The sequence below is a fragment of the Kribbella sp. NPDC049584 genome (assembly GCF_040675555.1).
GTDB lineage: Bacteria > Actinomycetota > Actinomycetes > Propionibacteriales > Kribbellaceae > Kribbella.
The window spans coordinates 883,555-901,794 of record NZ_JBFAPF010000002.1; the positions used below are offsets into that span (position 1 = coordinate 883,555).

18 protein-coding genes are annotated in these 18,240 nt (G+C 67.8%); 7 read left to right on the plus strand and 11 right to left on the minus strand.

The window, feature by feature from the left end; genetic code table 11:
• Nucleotides 1-38 precede the first annotated feature (38 nt).
• The gene (locus AB0J62_RS10950; RefSeq protein WP_363867291.1) at nt 39-503 is read left to right on the plus strand and encodes a cupin domain-containing protein; all 465 of its coding nucleotides are present in this window, start codon (nt 39-41) and stop codon (nt 501-503) included.
• On the opposite strand, the gene AB0J62_RS10955 is transcribed toward AB0J62_RS10950, so the two are convergent.
• Nucleotides 500-1,288: an alpha/beta fold hydrolase gene (locus AB0J62_RS10955; RefSeq protein ID WP_363867294.1), complete on the minus strand. Its 789-nt coding sequence runs from the start codon at nt 1,286-1,288 to the stop codon at nt 500-502. The two genes, AB0J62_RS10950 and AB0J62_RS10955, sit on opposite strands and share 4 nt — an antisense overlap.
• Before the next feature lie 113 nt (nt 1,289-1,401).
• Between AB0J62_RS10955 and AB0J62_RS10960 the strand changes: the two genes are divergently transcribed.
• Nucleotides 1,402-2,523, plus strand: coding sequence for a Gfo/Idh/MocA family oxidoreductase (locus tag AB0J62_RS10960; protein WP_363867297.1), 1,122 nt, complete (start codon nt 1,402-1,404; stop codon nt 2,521-2,523).
• Here AB0J62_RS10960 and AB0J62_RS10965 read toward each other — a convergent pair.
• Nucleotides 2,520-5,600, minus strand: coding sequence for a DPP IV N-terminal domain-containing protein (locus AB0J62_RS10965; protein WP_363867300.1), 3,081 nt, complete (start codon nt 5,598-5,600; stop codon nt 2,520-2,522). The genes AB0J62_RS10960 and AB0J62_RS10965 overlap by 4 nt on opposite strands.
• A 140-nt stretch (nt 5,601-5,740) precedes the next feature.
• Between AB0J62_RS10965 and AB0J62_RS10970 the strand changes: the two genes are divergently transcribed.
• Nucleotides 5,741-6,265, plus strand: coding sequence for a hypothetical protein (locus AB0J62_RS10970; protein ID WP_363867302.1), 525 nt, complete (start codon nt 5,741-5,743; stop codon nt 6,263-6,265).
• Between the two features lies 1 nt (nt 6,266).
• Here the strand turns inward: AB0J62_RS10970 and AB0J62_RS10975 are convergent, their stop codons facing one another.
• From AB0J62_RS10975 to AB0J62_RS10985, 3 genes are read right to left on the minus strand one after another with little or no spacing between them, the layout of a single operon-like run.
• Nucleotides 6,267-6,758, minus strand: a complete 492-nt coding sequence (locus tag AB0J62_RS10975; protein WP_363867305.1) for an SRPBCC domain-containing protein — start codon at nt 6,756-6,758, stop codon at nt 6,267-6,269.
• 33 nt (nt 6,759-6,791) lie between these two features.
• Nucleotides 6,792-8,003 (minus strand): hypothetical protein, encoded by a 1,212-nt coding sequence (locus AB0J62_RS10980; RefSeq protein ID WP_363867308.1) that lies wholly within the window; start codon nt 8,001-8,003, stop codon nt 6,792-6,794.
• On the minus strand, nt 7,993-8,490 hold the full coding sequence (locus AB0J62_RS10985) for a SigE family RNA polymerase sigma factor (protein ID WP_363867311.1): 498 nt from the start codon (nt 8,488-8,490) through the stop codon (nt 7,993-7,995). Before AB0J62_RS10985 ends, AB0J62_RS10980 begins: the two co-directional genes overlap by 11 nt.
• A 139-nt stretch (nt 8,491-8,629) precedes the next feature.
• On the opposite strand from AB0J62_RS10985, the gene AB0J62_RS10990 reads away from it, so the two are divergent.
• Complete coding sequence (locus tag AB0J62_RS10990; RefSeq protein ID WP_363867314.1) at nt 8,630-9,700, plus strand: glycoside hydrolase family 172 protein; 1,071 nt, start codon at nt 8,630-8,632, stop codon at nt 9,698-9,700.
• A 19-nt stretch (nt 9,701-9,719) separates the two neighbouring features.
• On the opposite strand, the gene AB0J62_RS10995 is transcribed toward AB0J62_RS10990, so the two are convergent.
• From AB0J62_RS10995 to thiO, 5 genes are all read right to left on the minus strand, one after another.
• Entirely contained in the window at nt 9,720-10,922 is a 1,203-nt protein-coding gene (locus tag AB0J62_RS10995; protein ID WP_363867317.1) for a glucoamylase, read from the minus strand.
• Nucleotides 10,923-10,931: 9 nt separating this feature from the next.
• A complete protein-coding gene (locus AB0J62_RS11000; protein ID WP_363867320.1) occupies nt 10,932-11,813 on the minus strand; it encodes a DMT family transporter in 882 nt (293 codons plus the stop codon).
• Between the two features lie 43 nt (nt 11,814-11,856).
• Nucleotides 11,857-13,815: a Stk1 family PASTA domain-containing Ser/Thr kinase gene (pknB, locus tag AB0J62_RS11005; RefSeq protein WP_363867323.1), complete on the minus strand. Its 1,959-nt coding sequence runs from the start codon at nt 13,813-13,815 to the stop codon at nt 11,857-11,859.
• A 238-nt stretch (nt 13,816-14,053) separates the two neighbouring features.
• Nucleotides 14,054-15,013, minus strand: coding sequence for a LysM peptidoglycan-binding domain-containing protein (locus AB0J62_RS11010; protein WP_363867326.1), 960 nt, complete (start codon nt 15,011-15,013; stop codon nt 14,054-14,056).
• Nucleotides 15,014-15,180: 167 nt separating this feature from the next.
• The gene (thiO, locus tag AB0J62_RS11015) at nt 15,181-16,320 is read right to left on the minus strand and encodes a glycine oxidase ThiO (RefSeq protein ID WP_363867329.1); all 1,140 of its coding nucleotides are present in this window, start codon (nt 16,318-16,320) and stop codon (nt 15,181-15,183) included.
• A 43-nt stretch (nt 16,321-16,363) separates the two neighbouring features.
• Here thiO and thiE point away from each other — a divergent pair, with 43 nt between their 5' ends.
• Genes thiE through AB0J62_RS11030 form a run of 3 tightly spaced genes read left to right on the plus strand, consistent with a single transcriptional unit; the run spans nt 16,364 to nt 17,855 of the window.
• Nucleotides 16,364-17,002 carry a thiamine phosphate synthase gene (gene thiE, locus AB0J62_RS11020; RefSeq protein WP_363867332.1) on the plus strand — a complete coding sequence of 213 codons (639 nt, stop codon included), beginning with the start codon at nt 16,364-16,366 and terminating at the stop codon, nt 17,000-17,002.
• A complete protein-coding gene (locus AB0J62_RS11025; RefSeq protein ID WP_363867335.1) occupies nt 16,999-17,424 on the plus strand; it encodes a ribonuclease in 426 nt (141 codons plus the stop codon). The genes thiE and AB0J62_RS11025 overlap by 4 nt, the downstream gene beginning before the upstream one ends.
• Nucleotides 17,421-17,855 (plus strand): barstar family protein, encoded by a 435-nt coding sequence (locus AB0J62_RS11030; RefSeq protein WP_363867338.1) that lies wholly within the window; start codon nt 17,421-17,423, stop codon nt 17,853-17,855. Before AB0J62_RS11025 ends, AB0J62_RS11030 begins: the two co-directional genes overlap by 4 nt.
• Here the strand turns inward: AB0J62_RS11030 and AB0J62_RS11035 are convergent.
• Nucleotides 17,838-18,191, minus strand: a complete 354-nt coding sequence (locus AB0J62_RS11035; protein WP_363867341.1) for a DUF4180 domain-containing protein — start codon at nt 18,189-18,191, stop codon at nt 17,838-17,840. The genes AB0J62_RS11030 and AB0J62_RS11035 overlap by 18 nt on opposite strands.
• Nucleotides 18,192-18,240: the final 49 nt, after the last annotated feature.

Here is an 18,240-nt window from a genome sequence, read left to right on the forward strand (position 1 = left end):
AGTGGCCTACTGGAACGCATAGGGGGAGGGGAGATGCGATGAAGCCCTTTGCGGTGCACGCAAGCGACGCGGTGAGGCTCACGACTCCGACCAAGGGGTCGGTTGTGATCATGGCGGACACGCTGCAGACCAATGGTTCGCTGACGGTGCTGGAGCTGGAGATACCGGCGTACGACGGGCCTGCGGCACATACGCACCTGCGTGAGGACGAGGTGTGGTACGTCCTCGACGGTGACTTCCGGTTCAAGGCCGGCGACCAGATGCTGCGAGCCACGACCGGCGGCATGGCCTTCGGCCCACGTGGCGTGCCGCATGCTTTCCAGAACATCGGCGACACGGTGGGACGGCTGCTGATCATCACCACGCCGTCAGGGGTCGAGCGGTTCTTCGAGCAGGCCGGCAAGATGTCACACCCGATTGACCCCGAAGAGCTCGCCGAAATCGGCCGAGCCAACTGGGTCGAGTTCGGCGGCCCACCACTCGCCGTCTCCGACCCGCTCTAGCCCTGGCTCGACGAGGTCAGCTTGTTGGTCTCGAGCCAGTCGTCGATGTGGGTCATCGTGGTGTGGAGGATCTCGCCGAACAGGATCATGTGATCGGCGTCGAGGAGTTCCTGGTAGGTGGCGTTCCGGTACTTCGCGGCCGTGGCGCGGCACACTGCGGATACGACGGTGCGGTCCTGGGCGCCGCCGAAGATCAGGACCGGGCCGTCGATCGCGGAGTAGTCGACGCGGGACGCCTTGCGACGGTCGAGTTGGGGGAAGGCCATCTCGCAGTACGCGCGGCCCGATTCGCAGACGAGGTCGGCGAAGAGCGCGCGGGAGTCCTCCTCCGTCTGGGTGATCCGGCCGCCGACGTGGAACTTCTCCCAGGTCGGACGGAGCGGCTTGGTCCATGGGCGTGCCTGGAGGTAATGGCTCAGGAACAGGCGGCTCATCGACGGGTACATAGCGAAGATCCCGGCCGCCGGAGCTGGGCAGACGCCGATCAGGCCGGCGTGCTTGGTCCGGGCCGCGACGAGTTGCGCCAGCAACCCACCCAACGAATGCCCGAGGATCAGCGGAGGCGAGTCGAGCGACTCACACACCTCGACCAGATCGTCGACGTAGTCGGTCAGGCTCAGCCCCGCGATCTGCGCCGCGCCTTCCTCGAGGGGCAGTTCGTGGTGGCGCAGTGTCGGCGTATGAACCACGAACCCACGCTCTTCGAACGCGGCGCGGGCCTCATGGAAGTGACTCCCACGACCCCAGGTCCCGTGGATGAGAACAACATGCTCGACATCGCTCATGTCGCCGAAACCTATCCGACCGGAGTGTGCAGGCGCTCAAGCCGCTCCGGTCGCTGAGTGCCGGACTCACCGGGCCGGCGCACAGCGCGGCATTCGTTCATAGGATTGCTCGTATGGCGGACTCGGTGCGGATGGGTGTGGTCGGGGCGGGCAGCATCTCGGTGCGGGGGATCCTGCCGCATTTGTCCCAACCCGATCTGGCGGGACGGGTGACGCTCGCGGCCGTGTGCGATCCCGTGCCCGGGCGGGCGGAGGCCGCGGCGCAGAAGTTCGGAGTGGAGCAGGGGTTCACGGAGTACGAGGAGCTGTTGGCTCGGGGTGATGTGGACGCGGTCACGATTGCTTCGCCGATCGGGTTGCACTACGAGCAGGGGAAGCTCGCGCTGCTGGCCGGCAAGCACGTGCACTTCAACAAGACCATGACGCTGACCGTTGCCGAGGCCACCGAGTTGATCGAGCTCGCGGCCGCCAACGACCTGCGGATCGTTGCCTCGCCGGGGGAGATGCTGCGCCCGCACCACGTCCGGACGCGTGAGCTCATCGCCGAGGGTGCGATCGGCACGTTGTCGTGGGTGAGCTGCGGGGCGTCGTTCGGCACGTACCACGAGAACGAGTCCGTCCGCGGCGGCAACGACGTACTGAGCAATATCGACCCCTCGTGGTACTTCCGCAAACCCGGCGGCGGGCCGATGTATGACATGACCGTCTACGCGCTGCACACCGTCACCGGCATCCTCGGTACGGCGAAGCGCGTGACCGCAATGTCCGGCGTACGGATCCCTGTTCGCAACAGCGGAGGCGTCGACGTACAGACCGATGCCGACGACAACACCATCGTGCTGATCGACTTCGGCGACAACGTGTACTGCGTCGCGACGGGCACCGCCGCGGGCCCGATCCGCGGCGGTTTCGGCGGCGCGTACTACGGCACAGCAGGAACAATCGACGGCCTGCTGCTCAACGGCGAACCGTTCGACTTCCCCAACCGCGACCCCGCCGAGCTCGCGCCGCGCGGACCGGGCAACCAGGCGCTCCTCCCGCACGTCACCGGCGCCCACCGCGACATCGAGGAGCAGCACGTGTACGAGGACGTCATGCAGCTCGTCGACTGGGTCCGCGACGGCACGCCCTCCATCGTCACCGCCGAACACGCCCGCCACGTCATCGACATCATCGAGTCCGCGTACCGCGCCGCCGCCACCGGTCAGACCCAGGAGCTCACCACCGCGTTCTAGCCTTCACAACAGGCGCGATGAAGCCACTCGGGCTCGTGCCACCAGTAGGTGTCGTCGTGGGCGTGCGCCTGCTCGCGGGTCAAAGGTTGCGGGGCGTTGACTACCCGGACCGCAGGCTCGATCCGGTTGCCGACCTGGTAAGGCGCCAGCAACTCGTCAACCGTGTAGAGGTTGCCAGCGACAACGACCTGTGAAACGGCGGCCGCGGCGCGGATGTCCGCGAGCGGATCCCCGACCACGAACGACAGATCGGCCTGGGCTCCCGGTTTCACGACGCCGAGTTTGTCCTCCAGACGAAGCCAGCGCGCCGGATTGCGCGTCGCCGTGGTCAGAGCTTCGTACGGCGTGAACCCGCCGGCCACCATCGATCGCAGATTGGCGTGCAGCGAGACCGCCATGTTGTCCAACGGCGTATCCGTCCCGGAGATCACCAGCCCGCCGCCGCGATGGATCCGCAGCACCATGTCGACGTTGCCCCGCAGCAGCTCGCGAGTCGTGACGCCGGCAGGTCCACGAGCAGTGTTCACCTCGGCCATCAACGCGTCGTACTCCCACGACGGATACAGGGTCGTCGTACGCCGATCCGTCAGGAGCGACGGATCGTCGACATGGGCCATCGTCGAGTTGAACAACGTCGGCGTGACGGACAGCCCGGCCCGTGTGAACAGCGTGACCACATCGGCGTACGCGCGCCCGAGCCGACTGACCGTGTGCGAGTACCCGAGGCGGTTGGTCGCCCCGGTGTGCTCCATCCCGTCCATCCCGAGGTGCTCGGCCGGGTAGAGGTAGTGCGACGACAACTGCAACCCGAGCCGATGCACGAGCGCGATCGCCCGCCGCTGGTACTCGATCGGCAACCGCACATAGGTCTTCACCAAGTCGTACGCGAGCCCCTCGACCCGGTCGAGCTCCAGCCCGAGCTGCCGCAGCGACAAGGTCGGCCGCATGAAGTTGTAGTACACCCGCGACCCGTCGATCGCCTCGCCTGTCGCGAAGTACCGCGGCCCGCGCAACGCCCCACTCACGAGTGCCTCGCGCGTCTCCTGCATCTGGTACGCCGGGTCGCCCGGCGATCGCGTCGACGTGATGCCGTACGCGAGCCACAGGTTCCCCTGCCGCGCACCCCACGCCCGCCCGCGCAGATGCCAATGGTTGTGCGCATCAACGAGTCCCGGCATCACGGTGAGCTTCGACGCATCGACGTCGGCCCGGCCGTGATGCGGACGTAGGGCGGCGATCCGCGACCCGTCCAGTACGACGTCGACGTCGCGCCGCAGCGAGGTCGACCGGCCGTCCCAGAGCGCCCCGGCGTGGATCGTGACGTGCTGGTTGATCGTCGCCCGACGGTAGGACAGATCGATCCGGATCGTCTCCGGCCGGCCACCGTCGATCGTTGTCCTGCGCAACTTCCCGTTCGACAGGTACAGCAGCGTTTGAGCGTCCTGCCAGACCGGCGAGTCCGTGACCTCGCTCGTGATCGCACGTGGCGAGCCGGTGAACCGGCCGCGGGCGTCGATCGGTACGACGTACAGCAGGCTCTCGACGACGAAGACGAGGTGCTTGCCGTCGGGGGAGAAGACCGGGCCGTCGTCGCCGCGGGTGGCGAGCGAGCGGAAGGGCATCGGTTCGACGTACTCGAGCGCGCCGGTCTCGACATCGACGTACAGAAGTTGGCTCGTGCCCTCGCGGAATCGTTTGGAGAACGGCTTCACCGCAGCCAGGACGAGGGTACGACCGTCGCGCGACCAGCTGACCCGGCCGGGCTGGAAGAGCGTCGGCGTGACCTGACGAACCTCACCGGACGCGAGGGAGAGCACCCAGGCGATCCCGTCCTGGTCCTGGTAGGCGATCCGCTGTCCATCGGGAGAGAAGCGTGGGGCCGTCTGGGCGCCCGGCAGGCCGGACAGTTTGGTGTCCACGCCGGAAGCCAGCTCATGCAGCCAGAGATCAGCGGTACCGTCGCGATCGCTTGCATACAGCAACTTCTTGCCATCCGGCGAGAAGTCCGGATCCGAGTTGAAGTAGCCGTCAGCAACCAGTTTGCGCGGCGGTTCACCAGACCCCGTCAACCAGAGCGCGTTCAACGCGCGGAACGCGATCCAGTTCCCGTCCGGCGACACGGTCGGACTCGCAATCCCACGGACCGCGTGCTTGGCGGAAGACTCGAGATCGGGTGCCTTCGGCCGCGGCCGCTTCGAGGTCACCGGGACCGTCGCCTCGAACGGTACGACACCACGCTGGTAGCGATGGACCGTGCCGTCCCCGGTGTAGAAGAGGCCCGCGGACGTCCAGGACGGTGGCAGCGCGAACACATCCTCACCGGTCGTCACTTGTTTGCCATCCACAACGAGATCGCACGTCGGACCGGTCAGCCGCACGTACGCGAGCTTCCCGTCCGGCGAGTACGAAGGCCCGAACAAACTGATCCCGGTCTGCGCGGCGACAAGTGTCGTACGAGCGCCTGTCCTGAGGTCGAGTTCGACGATCGAGCTGGTGTCGACGGTGAAGGCGACCTTCGTACCATCCGGGGACACCGCCGGCTCGGCTTCCTCGCTTGCCTCGTCGGTGAGCGCCACGATCGTGCCGGTGGCGAGATCCAGGCGATGAATCCCGTAGCTGCCGCCGCGGTCCGACGAGAACACGATCGATCGGCCGTCAGGCGTGACGTGCGGCTCGCGGTCGTCGTACCGTCCGCTCGTCAACTGCCGCAGTCCGCTGCCGTCCGGCCGGATCGTCCACAGGTGGAAGTTCCCGTCCCGATAGGACTGGAACACGATGGACTTCCCGTCCGGCGACCAGCGCGGCCGGGTCGCGTCCTGCAGGTCATCGGTGAGCCGGCGCGAGGTTCCGCCCGTGGCCGGCGTCACCCAGATCGCCGTCACCAGGTCGAACGCCAGCCACTTCCCATCCGGCGACACCGACACCATGAAGTTGGTGCCTTCCCGGAGTACTGCCTGATTCCCGGCGGCTCGAGCAGGCGCGCTCGGCAGTTGTACGGCGCCGGCTGCGGCGACTCCGCCGCTGAGCTGCAGCGCGCGACGCCGCGAGATGCTCCACGATCCAGGGTTCTCGGTCATGATCCGGATCCAATCCCTAGGGGGCGGTGGGACCTCTCCGAATCTGCCAGGACCGTCAGCGCGGCACGATCCTGACCGGCGCGCCTCGCGCCCAACGGCCGCTAGCGTGCGACGAACGGTGAACGTCTATCGTCTCCGGCATGCAATCTCTGTCTCCACGGGCCCGGGCGCTCGGTGCGGCCGTGCTCTGCCTGGTGATCGCCGTCGGGGCCGGGCTAGCGGTGGACAGCCGGCTCGACCGGCACTGGATCCTGCGCGGGCTGACGGTCTCCCTCGCGATCTGCTGCGCGGCGCTGCTGCTGACCGATCAGACCCGGCGGCTGCGGCAGATCATCACGGCGATCGGGCTGGCGATGTTCGGCCTGATCATTCCGGTGTCGCAGACGACCTGGTCGAAGCCGCCGGAGATCAAGTTCGCGCTGCAGGTCGCGACCGACGCCAAGAACGCGGCCGAGAAGGCATCCAGCCGCAGCGTCACGGTCGCGAACGTGAAGACCGCGGCCGAGGCGCGCGGCGGCGCCATCGGCTCCTTCCCCACCGAGAAGAGCCCGCAGGTGCACGGCGCGGACGCCTTCCCGGTCATCGTCCGCGCCAAGCGCGACCAAGGCCGCCCGTGGGCCTGTGTGTCCTTCACGGGCACCACCGCCAAAGTCCGCCCCTGCTGACCTACTCGTAGGCGGCGACCAGTTCCTCGGCCCGGTCCAGCGGATCCCAGGTCACACTCCGGTCGTCGAGCTGAGCCTCGACAACCTCCAGCCCTGCTTCCCAGCCGGCAGCCGCAGGACGGGCGCCCGACGCGTCGGACAGCACGTTGGTGAAGACCAGGCGGCTGCCGTCCGCCGTACCGGTGATCTCCCAGGTCAGGATCTCACCGGCCCATTCGTACTCGAGCACCGACGGCGGCTCGTTCCGCAGCATCCGGCCGCTCGAGCCTTCGCTCATCCCGTACCGCCGACGCTGCTCATCGGTCACCCCGAAGAACAGCGCACCCCCAGCCGGCACGTCCAGGTCCACGACGGCCGGGAACCAGGCGGACAACTGACCAGGATTCGTGATCGCCCGCCACACCTTCTCCGGCGGATGCGGCAGCAACCGCACGAACCTGATCGCCACCCGCCCGGCCTCGGTCCCGAACACCGTCCCACGCCGACTGTCCATGCCCTTAATATAACCCACCAGGCATATACTGTGTCACGGAAGAGCGGTCGCCGCGTCGAACCAGGCGTCGGGGTTCTTCGGGCTCCTCGTCAGGTCCACGGACTCGGCAACCCGTCGAAGCACCTCCATCGACGGCTTCGCGGAGTAGCTGGTGATCACGAGTGCCACGCCCTTCGCTTCGAGGCGAAGCGTGTTCACGGGTCCCGACAGGCTGACCTTCGACGGATCTCTCTTCGAGTACACGATGTTCGCCGGGGTGTAGTAGGCCTTCATCCCGTGGATGACGACGTCCGCCCTGCCGCCCCGGATCGTGGTCATCTGGTTCCAGAACCTACTCGTGTCGTACCGGATCGACAGGTCGTCACCATTCACCGGGTCCCAGGCGTTGCCCGACACGAGCCCGGTCGGCTTGCGCGCCGGCGCCACGTAACCGGTGGCCGGGTTGCCGTCGCTCATCAGGAGGGCGAACTCCTCGCCGGCTCCCGCGACCCCGGGCACGGCTGGGCTGTCCTTGACCTGGCGTGCCGACAGGCCTCCCGGCAGGTCGCCGAGCTTGATCGGTGAGCCGAGCCGACTGGTCCGCGGGGAGAACGACTTGGCCAGCCTGGTGGCCAGGCCGAGGTCGGCCGCCAGTGGGGCATCGGTCGTGTCGTGGCGTTGCGACTCGCAGGTGAAGAGCGCCCACAGGCCGGCGACCGGCTGCCAGGCCAAGGTCTTGTCCGGCCTTGCCGCCAAGGAGAAGCGGTACGCCGGCGGACCTGGCATGAACGGTTTCCCGGCGGTCGACGTGACCACTCGTGCCTGGTGGCCGCCGATGTCGATCGTCGGACTGCCCGACGGGATCGTCGCGGGATTGAAGTCGCCGTTCCGGTGCAGCTGGAGCCAGCAGTACGACACCCAGGTCGTCTGGGTGACGTCGAACATTTCGTAGTCCTGGCGGTTCGCGGAGAAGTTCTGACCCACCACTTCGATGTTCTTCGGCAGGTTCAGATCGAGCCAGTGCGACCAGGCGCTGTTGCGCTCGTCCTGGGTCGCGAGGTCCGACCCGTTGTGCGGGATGACCTGCGGTACGACGACTGCCGCGACCGCCGCGCAGGCGGTGGCGACCGCAGTACCGATGATCGGTGCGGTACGACGCGATCGGCGCGCGCTGCGCGGTTGCAGGGCCGCGCGAATGTCGGTGGGGTCCGGTGCCTGGTCGGCCAGGTGGTCGAAGGCGTCCCGGAGGTCTGCTTCAGTACGCATGGTGGTGGTCCTCCGTCACCCGATTGCTGGTGAATTCGATCCGCAGCGTCGCCAGGGCCCGGGATGCGTGGGCGCGCACGGTGCCCGGCGTACAGCCGATGGTCTCGGCGATCTCGTTGTCGGTGAGGCCGCCGAAGTACCGCAGTACCAGGACGGCTCGTTGCCGCCGGGGGAGCTTGGCCAGTTCGCCGAGCAGTTGGTCATGGTCGGCGGTCTGCTCGGCGTGGTCCGGGCTGGTGCCGGACTCGACCTCGGCGATCGGCACGTACCGGGACCACTTGCGGCGCCAGGACAGGTACTCGTTGACGGTCATCCGCCGCAGGTACGCGTCCGGACTGTCGGCGGCCCCGATGCGTGCCCAGTTGCGCTGCGCCTTGATCGCGACGTCCTGGACCACGTCCTCGGCCAGGTGGGGAGAGCCGCACAGCACCGTGGCGAACCGGAGCAGCGGCACCAGCCCGGACCTGGTCCACTCGTCGAAGGTCACGTCGTCTCCACTCCCGGCCGGTGCAGCACCGGCCTACACCAGTACAGACGACGCCAGGTCCGGATCTGCTGAGTCGGGGTGAGTCCACGGCGTGGGCAATCGATTTCTCCTCGGCCCGATGACCGCTAGGGTCGCGGGCATGACTCTTGGGAATCTCACCGGTATCAGTGCGCTCGCCGATGTCGAGTCGCGGTCCATCAGTGCGGAGAACCCGACCGGCGAGCCCGGTCAGGGCGGGCGGCGGACCGAGGGGACCGGGGCGTATGCGGCCCGGGATCTCGGTCAGGGGTGGAAGGTCTCGCCGTCGATCGAGATCGGGCCGGGGGAGACCGCGACGCTCGCGGATATCGCCGGCTCCGGCTGCGTCACCCACATCTGGCTCACCACGCACGTCGACCACTGGCGCCGCCTGGTGCTGCGCGGGTACTGGGACGGCGACACCGCCCCGGCGATCGAGACGCCGGTCGGCGACTTCTTCTGCTCCGGCTGGGGCAAGTTCGCGCAGGTCAGCTCGCTGCCAGTCGCGGTGAACCCGAACGGCGGTTTCAACTGCTACTGGGAGATGCCGTTCAAGGAGCACGCCACCTTCACTCTGGAGAACACCCACGACGAGAACGTGGTCGTGTACTTCCAGGTGGACTACTGGCTCGGCGCAGTACCCGACAAATCGGCGTACCTGCACGCGCAGTGGCGGCGGAGCAATCCGCTCGAGTCGAAGACGGTCCACACTCTGCTGGACGACGTGGAGGGGCCGGGGCACTACGTCGGCACCTACCTGGCCTGGGGTGTCAACAGCACCGGGTGGTGGGGTGAGGGCGAGGTGAAGTTCTACCTGGACGCTGACGACGAGTTTCCGACCATCTGCGGCACAGGAACCGAGGACTACTTCGGCGGCGCGTGGAACTTCGACGTACCTCACCTGGGCGGCTACACCGAGTTCAGTACGCCGTACCTCGGCATGCCGCAGGTGATCCGCCCGGACGGGCAGTACCAGAGCCAGCAACGCTTCGGCATGTACCGCTTCCACCTGCCAGACCCGATCCGGTTCAAGGAGAAGCTGCGCGTCGATGTCCAGGCCCTCGGCTGGCGCTCCGGCGGCCGCTACCTGCCGCTCCAGGACGACATCTCCTCGACCGCGTTCTTCTACTCGGGCAAGACGAGTACGACGCGGCCGGACGCCCCGACTCACGACGTGATGGAGATCTGCTAGGTGGCGCCCTCGAAGCCGCTCAAGGCGTAGGCAAAGGGTTCTGGAGAGCTGTGTCGGCGAGGACGACGAGGGCTGCGGTCCACGCGAGTGGTGCCTCGCCGGCCGGCTCCAGATCCCGGTTCACCTTTTCCGGCAACGCGCCGGTGCGGGTCCGGTGCTGATCGAGCCAGGACAGCAGAGCGTTCGCCGTGGCCTGATCCCCGCGCGCCGCAGCGCTCAGCGCGAACAATGCGGTCTGCGGCGTCCACGACACCCCGTCCGCACGCCAATCCTCGCCGGGCGTCACGCCGCCGTTGGGCTGCGTGAGTACGGCGTGGGCTCGGTCGATCGCGGTCGAGACGATCGCACGCGCCGGAGCGAACGGCGGACCGAGTACTGTCACGATCGCGTCCGCGCCGCCGCCGATCCCGACCGGTTCGACACCCGGCTCGACGAAGCTGGTCGACGCAGCGGGAGTCCGCGGATAGTTCGGTCCGAAGACCCGATCGGTTGCCGCCGACAACGTTTCGAGCGCGGCCCGCCAGCGGGTCGCCTCGGCCGGGTGGTGCTGGTCGGTGGCGATCCGGACCGCGGAGCGAAGCCCGGTCAGCAGCGGGGCGACCGTGCCGAGCGTCAACGTCTTCTCGCGCCGCTCCCAGTAGTCCGACGACGGTGCGGGCAATCCGTCCGGCGCGAGCTCGGTGACGATCTGGTCGGCCGACTCCCGGACCATCTCCCAGTACCTGTCACCCGCCCGGCAGAACCACGTCGCCCACAACACCCACCCGGACCCGTCCAGCTGTGACGCACGGCCGTCGTCGACCCGCCCGCCGGTCTCGGTGTACCGCGCTTCCCATCGTCCCGTCGACGGCCGCACGCGATCCAGAAACGCCAGTACGTCGAGCGCTTGGTCGTACTGGCCGATCGCGCACCGGGCAACAGCGACGAACGACGCGTCGCGCGGCCAGACGTACCGCCACGGGCCGTTCCAGCCGGCCAGGGTCGCGCCGTTGGGGAGCGTGAGACCGTCCAGATCGGCCAGTGCGTGCCGAACCAGGTCGTCGTACTTCCCGCTGCCGAGGGCCGAGTCGGCGTGCGTCGCCGTACGGCCGGGGATGCCGTCGGCGACCAGGCGAGGCTGCGGGTTCCGGATCAGGTTGCTCGTCGTCCCGGCGGCCAGGATCGCGAGCAGAAGGGCAATGACGGCGTACGGGAACCAGCTGTGCCGGCCGCCGTCGCGCATTGTGCCCTCCTATTGAGCCAGGTGCTGCACTTCCGCCTCGAACTTACGCCGCGGCGCCAGCTCGACCAGGTACATCGCCGACACCACCAACGCTCCACCGACCAGCATCCGCCACGTGAGGCTGTCGGAGCCGAACAGTACTGCGAACGTCGAGGCGAACACTGGCTCCATTGTCATCGCAATCGCTGCCCGCGTGGGAGTCAGGTGTGCCTGCGCCCACGTCTGCACGATCAGCGCGAGCGCTCCGGCCACCAGCGCCATGTAGATCACTGCGACCCAGTCCCGGCCGGAACTCGGCACCGAGAACCCGCCTGGCAGCGCGCCGATCCCGCAGACGCACGTGATGACGATCATCTGCAGAGTCGACAGGCCGAACGCGTTCTTCGGTGTCGACCACGCACCCAGCCCGATGATGTGTAGTGCATAGAGCCCGGCAGAGGCCAGCGTCAGCAGCTCGCCGGTGCCCAGCGTGAAGCCGCGCAGCGACAGTACGCCGAGGCCGACCGTGGCGAGGATCACGGCGAACCAGGCCCAGCGACCGATCTTGTGGCGGAGGATGACCGCGCCGAGCAGCGGGGTGAAGACGACGTACATGCCGGTGACGAAGCCGGAGACGCTCGCCGAGGTGTGCCGCAGGCCCTCGGTCTGGACGAGCTGGGCGATGCCGTACGTGATGCCGAGGGCAACGGCCCGGCCGCGGTCAAGGCGGCTCAGCTTCGAGATCGCGGGCGGATGGATCAGCACCAGCGCGACCGAGGCGATCAGGAATCGCAACGCCAGGTAGTCGGCGACGTCCATCCTGGTGAGCAGGTCCTTGGTCAGGAAGAACGTCGACCCCCAGGCCGCCGCGACCGCGAGCAGGGCGAGGACAGCGATCCGGGGGTGGTTCACGCCGCACATCACATCAGACGCCTTCAGCAGAAGGCAAAACGGCCTAGAGCACTGTGATGATGACCGTGCTGCCCGGTTGCGCCTTCTTGCCGGCGCCCGGGCTCTGTGCGGCGACGATGTTCAGCCCGAGGTTGAACGGCGCCTTCTGCACCGTCACCTTGAAGCCGGCATCGGTGAGGATCTTCTGCGCGTCCGCGGTGGTCTTCCGCTTGACGTCCGGTACGTCGACCAGCGGCGGCCCGAGCGAGACCACCATCGTGACCTTGTCCTTGGCGAACAACGTGCCGCTGTTCGGGGTCTGGCTGATCACGTTGCCCTCGGCGACCTTCTCGTCGTACTGCGTGGTGCGGCCGACGGTGAAGCCGAGCTTGCGGAGCGCCTTGCTCGCGTCGTGGTAGGACTTGCCGGTCCAGTCGGGCACGGTGATCGGCCGTTTGCCCTTGCTGACCGCGAAGTTGACCGCGGTGCCCGGCTTCACGACCGTGTTGAACCGCGGGCTGATCGCTATCACCCGGCCCTGCGGCACGGTCTCGCTGTACTGCTCCTTGATCTGCCCGGTGATCAGTTTGATCGGGGACAGGGCCTGCTGGGCGGCGTCCAGTTGCAGACCGACGAGTTGTGGCACTCGGTAGCGTTCCGGACCCTTCGACACGGTGAGACCGATATCACCGTTCTTGCGGATCCGATCGCCCGCCGCGGGGTCGGTCCGCATCACGGCTCCGTTGGGCACGTCCTCGGAGTAGTCCTGATTGCTCAGACTCGTATGCAGGCCTGACTTCGCCGCTTCCGCTTCGGCGACAGCGGGCATCATGCTCACCAGGTTGGGCGTGGTGGTGTAACGGTGGATGCCGTAGTACCAGGCTGCGGTGCCGATAGCGATCGCCGCGGCCAGGATGACGATCAAAGCGATCGGGCCGCGACTGCGGCGCCGCTGCTCCGGGGGTGCGGCTGGTGACTTGGCCGGAGCGCCGGTCGGGCGACCACGATCCACCGGTACGACGATGGTGTCGTGGCGGAGCGGTTCGACCTCCAGCAGTGCGTCTCCGCGCGTGTAGCCGTCGTCGTACCCGCTGTCCTGCCGGATCTGCTGGATCGGCACTGTCAGGTCACCGGTCAGCTCCGGGTCGTCCGGAAGCCCTTCCTCGAGCGCACTGCGCACGCGGTGCACCTGCCGGCTGAACACCCGCGCGTCGGTCGGCCGCAGGTCCCGGTCCCTCGCAGTCGCCCGCTGCACGAGCGCATCGACGTACGGCGGGATGCTCGGCACCTCGAGCGACGGAGCAGGTACGTCCGCGTGGACGTGCGCGTACGCGACCTGGATCGGGGTGTCGCCGGAGTGGGGCTTGTTGCCGGTGAGCAACTCGTACAAGAGGATGCCGGCGGAGTACACGTCCGAGCGGGCGTCCGCACTGCCGTCGGTGACCAGTTCTGGCGCCAGATACGACACTGTGCCCATCAGGAGGCCTTGCGTCGCGGTGTTCCCGCTGGCGCTGACCGCACGGGCCAGACCGAAGTCGGCGACCTTCACAACGCCCTTGTCGGATATCAGCACGTTCTCGGGCTTGATGTCGCGGTGCACGATGCCGGCGTCGTGAGCGGCCGACAGTGCGGACAGGACCGGGGTGAGCAGGTCGAGCGCGCGGGCGGGGGGCAGCGGCGCCTGCTCGCGGATGACGTCACGCAGCGTGCGGCCCGGCACATACTCCATCGCCAGGAACAGCGTGCCGTTGTCGTCACCCTGGTCGAAGACCGCGACCACGTTCTGGTTCGAGAGGCGGGCGGCGGCCCGGGCCTCGGCCACGAACCGGCGGGCGAACTGGGCGTCGTCACCGAGTCCGTCGTGCATCACCTTGAGCGCGACGGTGCGGTCCAGGCGGGTGTCGAGGGCCCGGTAGACGGTCGCCATACCGCCCTTCGCGACACGCGCGTCCACGCGGTACCGGCCGTCGAGCAGTCGCCCGACGAGGCGATCGCTGACCTGCGTGTCCACGTCGTCCGTCACTTGCGGTGAGCCGCCTCTCCAAACGTTCTGCTCAGAGAGTGTAGATAACGGCTCAGCGTGACTGGGCCAGGCTGAGGGGGTGTCTTGGAACTGTCCGCCTACTGCGCGCCGCTCGGCGGGCACATCGCCGCGTTGGAGGACGAGGCACGGAGAACCCCACTCCGTGCCTCGTCCTCCGCCTTGCGCTGCACTCCGCCGAGCACCTGCTCGCGACGGCGGACAGTTCCAAGACACCCCCTTACCGCAGCGGGTCCCACCCGCGTTCGAGCTGAGCCTTGATCCGGAGCACATTCTGGACGTACAGCTTGGTGTCCGGATACACCCCGTTCTTCTTCACGCCGCCCAGGCCCTGGTAGTACCCGGCGACCGCGAGGTCGAGGCGGGCCGCTCCGGTCAGCCGGCTCAGGAGCACGACTCCGGCGGTGACGTTGTCCTGCGGCTTGAGCAGGTCGAGCCTGCGGCCGACGATGCTCGAGGCGAACGTGCCGGTCGACGGGATCACCTGCATCGCGCCGACGGCGTTGGCGGGGGAGACGACGCGCTGCTTCCAGCCGGACTCCTGCCAGCTCACCGCGAGCGCGAGTTGCGGGTCCACGCCGTATCGCTTCGAGGTCGTCACGATCAGTGACCGCATCTGCGTCCGGGTCGGCAGCTTGCGCTTCTTCAGGATGGCCCGGTTGCGGTTGGCCTGCGCGACGATGTGGTCGGCGTACGTGCGGCCGGCGAACGTGTTGTCGGTGCGCGCCTTCTTCGGCGGCTTCTTGGGGTGGAGCTTGACCGGGATCTGCAGCGGCTTGCCGGCGTAGATGTGGTCGCTGGCGCGCAGCCCGTTCGCGGCGAGCAGGTTGGCCTGGGAGCACTTGAACCGCTTCGCGATCTTCGAGACGGTGTCGCCGCGCTTGACGACGTACGTCACCCGCCCGAGCTGGGAGCGCCTCGCCGGCTCAGCTGTCCGCGTGGTCGAGCCTTTGGCAGGGACCTTCAGGACCTCGCCCGCGTAGATCGCGTTGCCGTTACCGGGCAGCTTGTTCAGGGCGACCAGCGTCTTGACCGACGTGCCGTAGCGGCCGGCGATGTGGCTCAGGGTGTCACCCTGTTTCACCTTGTACGCGCCGAAGCCGGGTGAGCCGGCGGTGATCACCGCCGCGGTCAGGACCGGTACGGCGAGCCCGCTCAGCACCCGTAAGACCTTGTGCATGGCAACCATCTCCCCGTGTGACGTCCTGTTGACCGTAAGCGCTGGTACAGATGTGACAACAGGGGGCCATGGGGTACGTGTTACGCCTGTAATGCAATGTTTACAATTCAAGGCTGAACTACATTGTTGTGGTTCACAAGCATCCGGTTGCTGCAGGCAACTGTGAGTCAGTGCCCGAACCGGCCGGCGAGGAAGGGTTTCGCGAGATCCGGCAGCGTTCCGGTGCGGACCGTCTCGGCCAGCACCTGCGCGGTGACCGGCGTCAGCAGCACGCCGTTGCGGTAGTGGCCCGTTGCCCAAAGCAACCGATCCAGGCCGGACGGTCCGAGGATCGGTGCGTTGTCGGGAGTCGCCGGACGGAGACCGGCGATCGCCTCGACCAGTTCGAGCTCGTCGATGATCGGCAGAACGGTTCGGGCGTCGCGCAGCAGTGCGAACACGCCACCCGCCAAGACGCGGGTGTCGTAGCCGAGCTCGGTGGTGGTCGCGCCGACGACGAGCTCGCCACCGGGCCGCGGCACCAGGTAGACCGAGAAGCCACGCGCGGTCGCCCGGACGGTGTGCCGCAGCGCAGGACGGTAGGCCTCGGGCACTCGCAGCCGCAGTACCTCACCCTTCACCGGTCGCACCGGTGGACGGAGCTCGTCGGGTACGCCGTCCAGCTGCGACGACCACGGTCCGGTCGCAGCGATCACGTGACCGGCGTGCACGGTGTCGCCGTTCTCCAGCAGTACGCCGACGGCCGTCGTACCGGACGTGATGACGCGAGCGACGCGTTGGCGGATGAGTTGAACGCCGGAGAGGTCGACGGCGCGCAGGAGAGTGGCGACGGCCTGCCTGTTGTCGACGGAGTGGTCACCGGGGACCCATACGCCGCCGGAGACGCCTGTAGCGAGTAGTGGTTCGCGACGGCGGGCGTCGCGGCCGGACAGCTCTTCTACCTCGAGTCCGAGCCGACGCTGGTAGTCGGCGAGCCTGCGGAGCACTGCTGCGTCGTCGACGTCATACGCGACCGACAGTGTGCCGGTCCGGTGCAGGCCGGCGGGCTGTCCGGTCAGTTCTTCCAGTTCCTCGGCGAATGCGGGCCAGGCGTTCACGGATGCCAGGTTGAGCGCGAGCAGATCGTCCTCGCCGAACTCGACCTCGGTGACCGGTGCGAGCATGCCGGCCGCGACGTTGGAGGTCTGAGCGCCCGGTGTCGGGTCGCAAACAACCACCTGAATACCGTCGGCGGCCAGCCGCCAAGCGGTCGCCAGGCCGATCAGCCCGGCGCCGATCACCACGACATCCGACGTCAGCTCAGGCATGCCCCAGAGCCTACGACCGAACAGACATGGCAGGCTTTGGGGTGTGACTGACCACACCGAACGACTCGACGACGCCCGCCTTTACCTGTGTACGGATGCCCGCGAGAAGCAAGGTGACCTCGAGCAGTTCCTCGACGCGGCCCTGGCCGGTGGCGTGGACATCGTGCAGCTCCGGCAGAAGGAGATGGAGGCTGCCGACGAGTTGGCTGCGCTGGAGGTGTTCGCCGACGCGTGCAAGCGGCACGGCAAGCTGCTGGCAGTCAACGACCGCGCTGATATCGCCTTCGCGGCGGGAGCCGACGTACTGCACCTCGGGCAGCGGGATCTGCCGGTGCACGCCGCTCGGGCGATCACGGGACCCGGGCCGATCATCGGGCGCTCGACGCACACGTTCAGCCAGGTGAACGCTGCGGTGGCCGAGGAGGGGTCGGACTACTTCTGTGTCGGGCCGACGTGGGCGACGCCGACCAAGCCGGGACGGCAGGCCGCCGGGCTGGAGTTGGTGTCGTACGCCGCTGGTCGCCGTCAGTCGAAGCCGTGGTTCGCGATCGGCGGGATCGACCTCGAGCGGCTGGACGACGTACTGGAAGCGGGCGCGACGCGAGTGGTCGTCGTCCGTGCGATCACCGACGCGGACGACCCGGGGGAGGCGGCCGCCGAGTTCAGTCGGAGGCTGCGGTGATCAACAACCCGAAGGCCGCGCGGATCGTCGCGGCCGTGGTGGTCGCCATGCTGGTGATCACCCTGGCGGCATCGCTGTTCGGGTGTGCGGCAGACACGAAGGCCTCCAACGGCGTCGACCTGGAGAGCGGTCTCAAGATCGTCGCGGTGGCCGACCTGCCGAAGGAGGCACAGGACACGCTGAAGCTGATCGACCAGGGCGGACCCTACCCGTACAGCCGCGACGGCGTGGTGTTCGGGAATCTGGAGAAGATCCTCCCGAAGCACGACCGCGGCTACTACCACGAGTACACCGTGAAGACGCCAGGCGAGAAGGACCGCGGTGCGCGCCGGATCGTGACCGGTAACGCTCAGGAGCGTTACTACACGGACGACCACTACAAGTCCTTCCGCCGCATCGCGGAAGACGGGGGAACCTCATGACCGATCTACGCGAGCTGCTGTCGGCCGGACTCCGTCCAGGCGTCTACCGCTGGCCGTCAAGAGCAATCGCCGACCAGGTACGCCGTGATGCCGCCACCGCCGGGTTCGGATTCGTTCTGCTCGACACCGGCGAGATCCACGACAAGACAGGGTTCCTGGACCTGTGTGCGACTGCCTTCGACCTGCCGCGCTGGTTCGGTCGCAACTGGGACGCGCTGGCCGATTCGCTCAGCGACCGGTCGACCGGAGAGCCCGAAGTCGTGCTGTGGCGCGGTCTACGGCACCTGCTCGAGCACGACCACGACACCGTCGACGTAGCTCTGCAGATCTTCGTCGAGGACACCACGAACTCCGGTCAGCTCCGGGTCATCATCCAGGACGAGCCCGGCGCCGAACCGCCGGACCTGTTGAGCTCACTGCCGGTCCTGTAGGCGCTCGGTGAGTTCGTCGACATCCTCGGCGAACAAGAGATTGCGGCCGCGGTTGCTCTCCCGGACCCAGTCGGCCAGCGGTTTGCTCGCCGCGATCCGCGACGAGATGTCGCCGACCACCGCAAGTCCCATCCGGTACGAGACGAACTTCTGCGTGATCGCACCGGCCCGCCCGGTCCGCAGTTCGAAGAACTGGTCACCGAGCTGCTCCGGCGTGAACGCGATCCACTCGGCCTGGTGCGCGTAGTACGCGTCGACGATGAGCTGCACGGCGTCGCTCTCGGTGGCGACGGCCGTGTCACTGACGAACACCTTCACGCCGGCTAGCTCAACCATGGGCTTCAAAATACCCTATCTGTCCCTACCTAGCCATTTATAGGGAATT

What these genes read in the sequence shown, in the direction of transcription:
- AB0J62_RS11010 (WP_363867326.1), bottom strand. Translation starts at nt 15,013, where the DNA reads ATGCACAAGGTCTTACGGGTGCTGAGCGGGCTCGCCGTACCGGTCCTG.
- AB0J62_RS10960 (WP_363867297.1), top strand. Translation starts at nt 1,402, where the DNA reads ATGGCGGACTCGGTGCGGATGGGTGTGGTCGGGGCGGGCAGCATCTCG.
- AB0J62_RS11035 (WP_363867341.1), bottom strand. Translation starts at nt 18,191, where the DNA reads ATGGTTGAGCTAGCCGGCGTGAAGGTGTTCGTCAGTGACACGGCCGTC.
- AB0J62_RS10995 (WP_363867317.1), bottom strand. Translation starts at nt 10,922, where the DNA reads ATGCGCGACGGCGGCCGGCACAGCTGGTTCCCGTACGCCGTCATTGCC.
- AB0J62_RS10975 (WP_363867305.1), bottom strand. Translation starts at nt 6,758, where the DNA reads ATGGACAGTCGGCGTGGGACGGTGTTCGGGACCGAGGCCGGGCGGGTG.
- thiO (WP_363867329.1), bottom strand. Translation starts at nt 16,320, where the DNA reads ATGCCTGAGCTGACGTCGGATGTCGTGGTGATCGGCGCCGGGCTGATC.
- AB0J62_RS10980 (WP_363867308.1), bottom strand. Translation starts at nt 8,003, where the DNA reads ATGCGTACTGAAGCAGACCTCCGGGACGCCTTCGACCACCTGGCCGAC.
- AB0J62_RS10955 (WP_363867294.1), bottom strand. Translation starts at nt 1,288, where the DNA reads ATGAGCGATGTCGAGCATGTTGTTCTCATCCACGGGACCTGGGGTCGT.
- AB0J62_RS10990 (WP_363867314.1), top strand. Translation starts at nt 8,630, where the DNA reads ATGACTCTTGGGAATCTCACCGGTATCAGTGCGCTCGCCGATGTCGAG.
- AB0J62_RS10970 (WP_363867302.1), top strand. Translation starts at nt 5,741, where the DNA reads ATGCAATCTCTGTCTCCACGGGCCCGGGCGCTCGGTGCGGCCGTGCTC.
- AB0J62_RS10950 (WP_363867291.1), top strand. Translation starts at nt 39, where the DNA reads ATGAAGCCCTTTGCGGTGCACGCAAGCGACGCGGTGAGGCTCACGACT.
- AB0J62_RS11030 (WP_363867338.1), top strand. Translation starts at nt 17,421, where the DNA reads ATGACCGATCTACGCGAGCTGCTGTCGGCCGGACTCCGTCCAGGCGTC.
- AB0J62_RS10965 (WP_363867300.1), bottom strand. Translation starts at nt 5,600, where the DNA reads ATGACCGAGAACCCTGGATCGTGGAGCATCTCGCGGCGTCGCGCGCTG.